This window comes from Dehalococcoidia bacterium (assembly GCA_028711995.1).
In the GTDB taxonomy this organism is placed as follows: domain Bacteria; phylum Chloroflexota; class Dehalococcoidia; order SZUA-161; family SpSt-899; genus JAQTRE01.
Genome location: JAQTRE010000110.1, coordinates 1 through 9,856, shown reverse-complemented (window position 1 = coordinate 9,856; position 9,856 = coordinate 1). Strand labels below are relative to the sequence as shown.

The following is a 9,856-nucleotide window of genomic DNA, read 5'->3' as shown; positions in this document are numbered from 1 at the left end:
CTTCCATTGCCGGATCGGAAAGCCCGTACCACTGCTGCATGAAGTAAATCCGCAGCATCCGCTCCAATGGCATCGGCTGGCGACCATTCCCTTTCTTCGGATAGCGCTTCCGAACGATCTTCAATAATTCTTCCCAAGGAATCACCCGATCCATCTCTTCCAGAAACTTCTCTCGACGAGTCCTCTTCTTCTTATTGTCATAGGCCAAGCTGGCAAATGTGGGTCCATTTATCACGGCAGGTCTCCTTGAAGTAGTCTGCCATTATTATCGCATGATTCGGGACTTAATCAGAGGTTCCTATATTTTCTAATGGATCATATCTTTTCTGAGGTCGGATGGCGGTAAACCGTCAGCGATAATGGGACACGAAAAGGGGTAAAGAAACCGAACAGGGGGGAGGGGTGGCGTAATCTCCGATGAGGTAGTAGACTAACGTCAATATAGAAAGGAGCTAAGCGTGTCCCAGAACATCGAAGATAAGGCTAATGCTGCTGAAACCAGGACCCAGGAAACGCGAGGGTTCATGCAGCAGGTGAGAGTAGCAGCAAGACATAAGTACACCCCGGAGGAGAAGGTTCGCATCGTCATGGAGGGGTTCAGACGGGAGGTGGGGGTAAGTGATCTCTGCCGGCGAGAAGGGATTAAGCCGGGGGCCTTTTACGCTTGGACCAAGGACTTCACAGAGGCTGGGTTATTGACCGTTTCTTTCAGGACGAGGATTTGGCCAACCAGGCTGGCGAGAGAATGCGTTTGGCAAACTTGGCCATCCATCAACAGGAAGGCTTTGATTTGGATATCTGGGACATCTTTCAAGGACGCACTTGATTTCAAGCCACCAGTAGACGTTCTGAAGAGGGTAGGCCATGAGATGGAAGGGTCAGCAGCAAAGATTATCAAGAGAAGAGGAGCCGGCACGAGCAGCAATCAGGCCAAAATCCTCCTCAGACTGTGGAGGCCATCCAAGAATGTCCAATGTAACTCTGGACGAGTATCCAGCCACCTAGCCAGAACCTGACCCGGATTTAAATACCCCAAAAGCCAGAGTAAACCCGGAAGGTATGTTGCCACCGCTGTGTGTTACTCGTGGATCTCCACGATCTTGGCCGCAGGAGGTCTCCGTGAGTGACTGCCATTCAGGGCGCAGAAACAGCTTTTGTTGGATGGTACAAATCGTCAGACCAGTCATGTTCGATACATAACACGACAAACCTTATCCGGCGCCAAGTCTCTGCCCCAATTGATAAGCCTGTTGGAGTATATCCGGTTGCTTCTGAATATCACCCACACCACTCGCACTCCCATAAACCAAGCCAGCCACAGGTGCTTCGATGAAGCGGCAAATATCCTGAAAAGTACGTAAGGCATTGACAGCCCCTGAAGTGAAGGGGTCGTTATCACCATAGGTCATAATCAACCCGAGCGGTTTCCCTTTCAGCGCATTACCCTGCGGCCCGTTCAAGGCATAGAATGCTCGATCAATGAAAAGCTTGGTCTGAGCTGTGAAGGTGAACCAATACACCGGGCTGGCAATAAGGAGCGAATCGGCCTGGCGCAATCGGGGTAGAAGGGTGGTCATTTCATCATTGATGATGCAGTCCGCCTCAGTTGCTGTCTGGCAGGCGTCACAGGCGTTACATGGCTCCATGTCCAGCCCATGCAAATAGACCATCTCCGCCTTGGCACCACAAGCACGCACGCCAGCAGGTGCTCGTTCAGCCAGGATGGCGCAATTCCCATTTTTACGAGGGCTACCCAACACAATGATCACTTGTTTAGTCATACGATATCTCCCTGAACAGTGGAACAGTGAGGACACAGTCAAGTGTCCCCACATGCAGCAAGTGGCGTTACGTCCCAATTGATCCGCCGCCAGAGTTCGTGTCTGAAGACTGAACTCGACGTTTTCTCTATACTACCCCTGTTTTGGTCTTTGGTCAATGGAGATAAACCCGATGTGATTACTTGCCTAAAGGCATATCCGGAGAGATCAGAGCTGACGGAGACAACTGTGGGGATAACTCAAGAACAGCTCCGGATTCTGCCTCAGCAACATCCGATTGATTTGCGCCCTCATTGACGGGCCGCATCAAAGGCAAGCCAACCTATCCCATGAAATCCTACCTCCACCCAGGCATGGGCTTGGTTGGCATAGACAACCTGTTGCTCCCCCTGGCCCGGCTGGATGTAATAGCCCGCAGCCAGCCTTGCAGGTATGCCGGATGCCCGAGCAAGGATCACAAAGGCGGAATTGAAATTACCGCAGATGCCCTCTCTGGATTCAAACAGAAACCAGTCGTTCGGCTCCCAGTCCGAGGGTGCCGGTTGATAATCCAGTTTGTACTCATATTTCGCTTGAAGAAATTCTTCTATTGCCTTGGCCTTCTCAAACGGGCTTGGCATATTCTCCGTAATGCGTCGGGAGAGGTCTTTCACTCTCTCCGAGATAGTGTCTGGCAATTGTAGACAGCGGACATCAACAAGGGTTGAAGCGTCGTTCAGCACATCTCGGTCAAAATTGCGGTAGTTTAGGGATAGAGAGGATATGCAGAGAGGAAGTCGGCTGTTATCGCCGGAGGACGTACTGATATTCTGGAACTGACAGGCAACCTTATCCAGTTGCCAATTCGTCCCGTCGTATGTTGTTCCTATAGCACTTCTCAGGTATCGGGGATTGGGGGAACTTTCGATCACGAATAGCGGCGTATCTGCGGGGGGTGCAGTCTCCCGCAACGTAATGATCATTCCACCCCCGAATCCGTTTTTGGGACCGACCACACCGATCACAACGGAAGCCGTTGCCATCAACACTGTCAGCACGATCAAAAGACTGCGTATTCCCTTTCTCATGGGTCTTGTTCCACTGCCTTATCCCTCTGTTCGGTCGAAGGTGTCACTATTCTATTCCAGTATGTCTTACGAACAGAATAGGAAATTTGCCCAAGTAGCATGGGCCGAAAGTCACCATGCGGTGCGGATGCCTCAGCGAATGCCGCGTCATGCAGTGAAACACCTGATGTGACGCAAACTTCAAACGGATCCCTGAGAGAGCGCCTTTCTGCCCAGTTGGTGAACGCATTGGCTGATATGCTGAAACCGAGGAAGAGCATCAGCAGGCCATCGGAGAGATCGTCTCCGGGGGATTTTCCCTGGGATTGGTGGATATAGACGGGAACCAACTCAACCCCAACGTCCCTGAGAATGCCCGAAGCTTGGGCCCGATATCGGTGGCCACCTATTCCGCCATGGATACCGGCATCCACTACCGCACTATAGAATACGTCGTTGGATTCCTGGCGGATGCGGGCGTTGAACTCGAGTCTACCGGCAGCGTGATCACAGTGGAAGATTTTCCGCCTGATCTTCAAGCCTACGTGAACTGGGCATTCGATCATCCTAATGACCTGACTGCCGCCCTGGGATTGATGTTGGCCTCCGGGCCGGGAATGGAGATTCCGGATTCGGCTCCGATCATGACCGGAAGTTTTACCATTAGCCCGCTGTGCAGCCTGATGCTCATGGGTGATATCCTGATCGGCATTGAGGCTGAGGAGCAGGAACCCGCCGCCAAAAAGGGCAGTTGGTTTGCGGATACGGCCTATGCTGACACCTCCAGAGATGCGGCATCAAGAGCATCCATGGGCTTATTACCAAAATCACGGCATTAGGCCTGAAGGGGTACTTACCGGAAACCGCACAAAGGGTTATGGCGGCATTCGCGGCTTGTGATTGGCGTTTCGTCAGAAACTGGTTGCAACTTTCCGCCTGACCTCCCCAAACGACTGTGCCGAACCACTCGGTTTCCTTCACCTGTGCCTGAGATGCCATCGCTAAGCCGCAGTTTATACCCTTCGGCTCTTACGGGTTTATCTCTGGGAGCACCAGGTCGAGACCCTGACCCGAAGGTATCACAATGACTTTGATATCTTCTCCGATCCTGTCGAGCAAGATATACTGCAACACTTGAGGTGTTAGAGATTCAGCAATAGCATTGTTAGCGGCAACCTGAGCGTCAGTGACAATGCGAATGTACTCGGCTTCACCGTTTGCCTTGGCGATTCGAGCGGACGCTTCCCCTACGGCCGCGGCTTCTGCCTGATCAGCCTCAACCTTGACACGCTCCAGCTTGTTCCTTGCCTCCCATACTGCCTGCTCTGCCGCCACTTTGGCTTCGATAGCGGCAACGAACGTACTACTGAACCGAAACTCCGTTATCGATACAGTCTCAGTGATTATGCCGCGCTCCAAGAGTCGAGCCGACAGGTTCTCCTGGATTTCATTTTTGACCGCTTCACGTTTCAGGATAAGGTCTTCGGCAATGTATTTTGCGGTGACCTGCTTGATGGTCTCCTGAACGGCCGGAGCGGCGATCCTTTGGATATACTCCGTTCCCAGCGTCCGGTAAATCTCGTCGGCCATGCTTGGATCCAAACGCCAGTTGAGGGCAATCGTAGTGTTGACATCTTGAAGATCACGGGATGCCGAGGCCGCACCGATTTCATATTTCTCGGTCTGGACTGACATTTTTACAACCGAATCGACGAACGGCAACTTCATCTGGAGGCCTTCATCCAGGATTGTGCCCGTCACCGCACTAAAGCGGATGACCACCCCGCGATGACCGGCGGGGATAGTCGTAAATGAGCTAGCAATGACACTCATGACGATAATGATGACCGCGATGATGCTGGCAATTCTTCCCCCAAGTCGATAATTAGGGTCTCCATCGCTTCCCTTGTTTGTCTGCGTCAGATATAAACCAACAACAAGGACAATGATACCAAGAATGAATAATATAATCATAGCGGCCTCTTTCTCAAAAATTCATTAAGTAAGCAAAAGGTCATTTACCAAATGCACGCTGTCATACTACCACACAGCAAATGGTGCTGCAAGCTTAAGTCTCTTCCGCTATGAGAATATCAAGTATGCGGGCTACCTTCCTTTGCCAAGCAACTCCGATTCTCATCCCTTACTTTGCCTCGACTGTGCCCTTACCTGCATTCTCGAGAGCCGCAGGGCTATCGAGGGTGACTGAGAGCCCGAAAATGATATGCCGGTAATCCCCTTGACAGCACAAGGCCGCAAGATATGCTCCTCGTAAAGTCGAGGCAACAACGTTTCCCCGTTTGTTAAAATCCCTGGCCCCGGACGATTTTTGGACTTTCTTGTCTCACCCACACTATGATTTCATGGTGTGGGCAGAAAACAAGAGACAAAGTCTGTACTTCTCAACAGAGCTGTAAGGCGTTGACGCAGATGCGCACAATTCTCAGTTTCTGAGAGGGCTATCAAGAGATGCATTGGCGTTCGTGCAGCCCCGACTGTAAATCTGCTATAGTAACAGCCGATGAACATCGGATCGGCACAAAACAACGGCGCACTCACTACGTCCACCGTGGAAGGTGTCCTAGAGCGCATTGTCTTCTTCAATGAGGAGAACAGCTACACTGTCGCTCGGCTTCAAGTACCGGAGCAGCGTGACCTTGTTACCATCGTCGGCAACATGGCCTTGCCCAACCTCGGAGAAACGCTCAGGCTCACCGGCGAGTGGACCAACGACCCCAAGTTTGGCCGGCAATTCCGCATTTCAAGCTGCCTCTCCGTACTCCCATCCACCCTTACGGGCATACAGAAGTACCTCGCCTCCGGACTGGTCAGGGGCATAGGCCCGGTGATGGCGAAGAGGATAGTGGGAAGGTTCGGCATTGAAACCTTCGACCTCATCGAGCAAAAACCCGAACAACTCCTTGAGATTGAAGGCATCGGCCCGATCAGGCAAGAGAGGATTTGCACGGCTTGGGGCGAGCAAAAAGAGGTCAGGCAGGTCATGGTCTTCCTACAGGGTCACGGCGTGAGTTCCACATATGCGGTTAAGATATTCAAGGCCTATGGTAACAAGGCCATCGCCATCGTCAGTGAGAATCCATATCGTCTGGCACTTGATATCACCGGCATTGGATTCAAGACCGCAGACAGGATCGCCCAGAACATGGGCATCGACCCCGGGTCTCAGATCAGGGCTGAGGCCGGCATCCTTTACGTCTTGAGCGAGCTCGTTAACGAGGGCCATGTGTACTTCCCCTACGATGAACTGACCCAAAAATCAACCTTGTTGCTGGGCGTGGATATGGCTGTGCTGAAGCAGGCGATATCAGCCATGGTTGTGCAGGGCCGTGTCGCTGTAGAAGAAGAATGGGAGGACAGGCCGGTCTATCTCATGCTTCTCCATGTCGCCGAGGTGAATGTGGCTAAAAGGCTCGGCGCACTAATTGAATCTCCTGCGGGTGATCTTCAGATCGACGCAGAGAAGGCCATTAAATGGGTACAGCAGGCAAGTGGAATCGAACTGGCCGACCTTCAGCAGGAAGCCATTCGCAAGGCCACCAGCAGCAGAGCGCTTATCATCACCGGTGGTCCCGGAACAGGCAAGACAACCCTGGTCAACAGCCTGATCAAGATACTCGAAAGAAAAGGGCAGCGGATTCTCCTGGCGTCTCCCACTGGAAGAGCGGCCAAGAGACTTTCGGAGGTTACAGGCAAAGAGGCAAAGACGATACACCGATTGCTTGAGTACACCCCGAAGAAAGGCGCATTTACCAGGAACGAAGATAATCCTCTTCAAGCCGACTTCGTGGTGGTTGATGAGGCGTCCATGTTGGACATACTACTGATGAATCACCTGCTGAAGGCGATCCCGCCGGAGGCAAGGCTGATATTGGTGGGAGATGTGGACCAACTGCCCTCCGTCGGGCCTGGGAACGTTCTGAAAGACATTATCAACTCAGGTTCCATCGAAACCGTCAGACTCACCGAGGTGTTCAGACAGGCACAGGAAAGCCTGATCGTGGTCAACGCGCACCGAGTGAACGAGGGTCAATTCATCACGAACAAGTCCGACGGGAAAAAGGACTTCTACTTCATCGACAGGGAAGACCCTAACAAAGTCTTGGAGACAATCAAAGAGACTTGTTCGCTCAGGCTTCCCCGGGCCTTCGATTTCAACCCGATGGAGGACATCCAGGTCCTGACCCCGATGCATCGAGGAACCGTGGGAGTAAGCAACCTCAACGCGGAGCTACAGGCCATGCTCAACCCCTCCGGCGTAGAGCTAACCTACGGGGGCAGGATATTTCGAATGGGTGACCGAGTAATGCAGACTAGCAACAACTACGAAAAAGAGGTGTTCAACGGTGATGTGGGGAGGATAGCATCGGTTGACCCGGAGGAACACACGCTTCAGGTCAGCTTCGACGACAGGGTGGTCGGCTACGACCGTACCGACCTTGATGAGCTTGTCCTCGCCTACGCCATCTCCGTGCACAAATCGCAGGGTAGTGAATATCCGGCTGTAGTCATTCCGATGCTGACCCAGCACTACATCATGTTGCAAAGGAACCTTCTATACACTGCCCTTAGTCGTGCCAGGAAGTTGGTCGTTCTGATCGGAAGCAGGACAGCGGTGGCTTTGGCAATTAAAAATGACCGAGTACAGCGCCGTTACACGAGACTGAGCGACAGGCTCCAAGGACGGTGAACGGCTCTTGGCAGGTCTCTCGACGGACAACAGACACTAAGGAACCTCTGATCAAGCGGTGCAGGATTCCCGTTCTTCCCCCAAGATTGGGGGCGAGGGGGTTGATCAGGACTTAATCAGAGGTTCCCCTGACGTTTCATGGTGAACATGCTATGAAGAGCCATGGGTTCCTTAATCAGCCGATAATAACATGGCATTCATTTTTGACTTTAGAAATCTGGATAATATAAATGGCCCTCTCCTATTTTCACTCTCTTAGAACGGCAGGTCTTCTGGATCGGTAGCTTCAGTCATCTCCCTCGGGTCTCCCCTCTCAGAGGTCGTCTGCTTGTCGCTCCTCTCCAACGGCTGTCCACCCTTATCAAGAAAAGTTACCACTTCTGCAATGAGTTCTGTGCGGTAGTGTTTCTGTCCGTCCTGGCCCTCCCATGAACGAGTTCGTAGTCTGCCTTCGACGTATACTAGCCGCCCCTTGCCCAAGAATTGATTACAGAGTTCAGCTAGTTTGTTCCAAACAACAACATTAAACCATTCTGTTTCTTCCTTACGTTCGCCATCGGGGGAAGAATACACCCGGTTTGTTGCCACACTAAATGAAGTAACGGGTTTACCGTTTGCGGTGAAACGCATTTCTGGATCGCTGCCGACATTGCCAATGATCATTACCTTATTTAGACTTGCCATTCTGTTATTTCTCCTTCTTTAAGTCATCTTTTCGATAGAGGCACTGGTTAATCTTAGCACGGCTTAGACTACATCGGCATGGCAATGGGAAGATTGGTGGAGTGGCAGCAGCCCTCAGCGCACACTATGTTTGCATCGTGTTCGATGCTCCAGAAAGGGAACGCCATCCGCTGTAGCCTCGGGGGTGCTGTCGTTGCCTGTGTAAAATGGCAGGGTTTGATGTTCGGTGATGTTGTCAACATGGTGGAGACCGGGTTTTTGTTATACCTCGAACTCCCCGTCCATGGCTTTACATACAAAAAGACCTCAGTCAATAATGGCTGAGGTCTTTTTCGATCGTGGTGGAGACGGGGGAGGGTCGAACTCCCTCTGAAACACGGGCCTATTCTTTTACTCACGATTTTACCTCAGTGGCTTATATATTGGCCTTCTTCTTCGCTGTGTTCGATACATTCTGTTTGCAGTTTTTAGGCTCTTGCCAATACTCCTCTTAGGCTGGCGACTATCAACCTCACTTCATCTTTGGGCTGTTTCCCAATATGGTATGACGACGCGCTTCCCTCCGGCAAAATTCCCCACTACTGAGTTTGGAATCTCAACGCTTGGATAAGCCCATGAATGGATGGTTACATATGGAAGGCTGAAGGAGGGCTGCACAACTTTCCGGCACACACCCTCTGCGGAAGTTTCGGGCCCGTGTTTGAACCCATGTGCAATATTGGAAGTGGTATAACAAAAGGGTTGAGTATGTACAAGCTGAGGACAAGAGCCTCCTTCGAATCGGAGTCACTGGCCGTTTACCTTGAGAAACCAGTTGTAGGTTCTGGTCATCCCCTCCTGGAAAGACATGTATCGGTAATTCAGGGTTTTCTGTAGCAGTGACCCGGAGTAAACAAGATGTTCTTCCAGAGGAAATGGCAACGGTATGCCTCGAGCCTCTATAACGCGCACCGGCTGCCGCTGTACGTTGAATTTTCTGGGGGCTATCGTCTCCAACACCTCTATCAGCCGATCATAGGACACCAATTCCTCAGAGCACACAGTGTAGGCATTATTGAAGACCTTCTCATTCCCCAGGCAGGCAATACAGATCCTTGCCAAATCCCACACGGAGACCATAGAGAAAAGCGCTTGCGGCGGGGAGGGTACGATTATCGGCTCGTTGCTGGCGATGAGATTGAAAAAGTAGGATTCTCGGGGGGCGTAATTATATTTCCCATAGACAAAGGGAGGGCGCAAAGAGATATGCGCAATACCCCTTGCTTCGCAAATCTCCCTTAGCTGCATCTCGGTGAGCCACTTCTTGTAAGCGTAGTCTCCATGAGGTCCCGGCAGCGGGCCGGTTACTTTTCGCGTATCCTCTTTCATGGGTAGAAGCAATGAATTCTGGTACACAGAGGCCGTGCTGATGTTGATGTACTGCTGAACTGAACCGGGGAGGTTTTGCAATAAGATGGCAACATCGGATGGTTCATAGGCGCAGAAGTCAACAATCGCATGCCACTCTAACGGGGGCACCATCTTTCGCAGTGCTGCGGCATCGTGCCGGTCACACACAATCTCCGTAACCCCCTCCAGTTTCAGAGGGCGGTTCCCCCGGTTCATCACATATATGGCATATGAGGTAAGATCGCGCG

General features: G+C 51.8%; 9 protein-coding genes. 3 read left to right on the top strand and 6 right to left on the bottom strand.

Translation table 11 applies throughout. The features are described from left to right. Positions 1-232, bottom strand: a 232-nt coding sequence (locus tag PHV74_12440) for a transposase (protein ID MDD5095165.1), incomplete at its 3' end; no start/stop codon positions are given. 226 nt (positions 233-458) lie between these two features. Here PHV74_12440 and PHV74_12435 point away from each other — a divergent pair. Further along, complete coding sequence (locus PHV74_12435; protein ID MDD5095164.1) at positions 459-1,016, top strand: transposase; 558 nt, start codon at positions 459-461, stop codon at positions 1,014-1,016. Positions 1,017-1,211: 195 nt separating this feature from the next. Here the strand turns inward: PHV74_12435 and PHV74_12430 are convergent, their stop codons facing one another. Next, positions 1,212-1,781, bottom strand: a complete 570-nt coding sequence (locus PHV74_12430) for a flavodoxin family protein (protein ID MDD5095163.1) — start codon at positions 1,779-1,781, stop codon at positions 1,212-1,214. 290 nt (positions 1,782-2,071) lie between these two features. Continuing rightward, positions 2,072-2,848 (bottom strand): transglutaminase-like domain-containing protein, encoded by a 777-nt coding sequence (locus tag PHV74_12425; protein MDD5095162.1) that lies wholly within the window; start codon positions 2,846-2,848, stop codon positions 2,072-2,074. 305 nt (positions 2,849-3,153) lie between these two features. Here PHV74_12425 and PHV74_12420 point away from each other — a divergent pair, with 305 nt between their 5' ends. After that, positions 3,154-3,666 carry a hypothetical protein gene (locus tag PHV74_12420; protein MDD5095161.1) on the top strand — a complete coding sequence of 171 codons (513 nt, stop codon included), beginning with the start codon at positions 3,154-3,156 and terminating at the stop codon, positions 3,664-3,666. Positions 3,667-3,856: 190 nt separating this feature from the next. Here PHV74_12420 and PHV74_12415 read toward each other — a convergent pair whose 3' ends face one another. Beyond that, on the bottom strand, positions 3,857-4,801 hold the full coding sequence (locus tag PHV74_12415) for a prohibitin family protein (protein MDD5095160.1): 945 nt from the start codon (positions 4,799-4,801) through the stop codon (positions 3,857-3,859). A 547-nt stretch (positions 4,802-5,348) separates the two neighbouring features. Between PHV74_12415 and PHV74_12410 the strand changes: the two genes are divergently transcribed. After that, positions 5,349-7,535, top strand: coding sequence for an ATP-dependent RecD-like DNA helicase (locus tag PHV74_12410; protein ID MDD5095159.1), 2,187 nt, complete (start codon positions 5,349-5,351; stop codon positions 7,533-7,535). Between the two features lie 255 nt (positions 7,536-7,790). Here PHV74_12410 and PHV74_12405 read toward each other — a convergent pair whose 3' ends face one another. Continuing rightward, positions 7,791-8,219, bottom strand: a complete 429-nt coding sequence (locus tag PHV74_12405; GenBank protein ID MDD5095158.1) for a single-stranded DNA-binding protein — start codon at positions 8,217-8,219, stop codon at positions 7,791-7,793. Between the two features lie 786 nt (positions 8,220-9,005). Next, a partial coding sequence (locus PHV74_12400; GenBank protein ID MDD5095157.1) for an NAD-dependent epimerase/dehydratase family protein occupies positions 9,006-9,856 on the bottom strand: 851 nt, incomplete at its 5' end.

What these genes read in the sequence shown, in the direction of transcription:
- PHV74_12430 (MDD5095163.1), bottom strand. Translation starts at nt 1,781, where the DNA reads ATGACTAAACAAGTGATCATTGTGTTGGGTAGCCCTCGTAAAAATGGG.
- PHV74_12415 (MDD5095160.1), bottom strand. Translation starts at nt 4,801, where the DNA reads ATGATTATATTATTCATTCTTGGTATCATTGTCCTTGTTGTTGGTTTA.
- PHV74_12425 (MDD5095162.1), bottom strand. Translation starts at nt 2,848, where the DNA reads ATGAGAAAGGGAATACGCAGTCTTTTGATCGTGCTGACAGTGTTGATG.
- PHV74_12410 (MDD5095159.1), top strand. Translation starts at nt 5,349, where the DNA reads ATGAACATCGGATCGGCACAAAACAACGGCGCACTCACTACGTCCACC.
- PHV74_12405 (MDD5095158.1), bottom strand. Translation starts at nt 8,219, where the DNA reads ATGGCAAGTCTAAATAAGGTAATGATCATTGGCAATGTCGGCAGCGAT.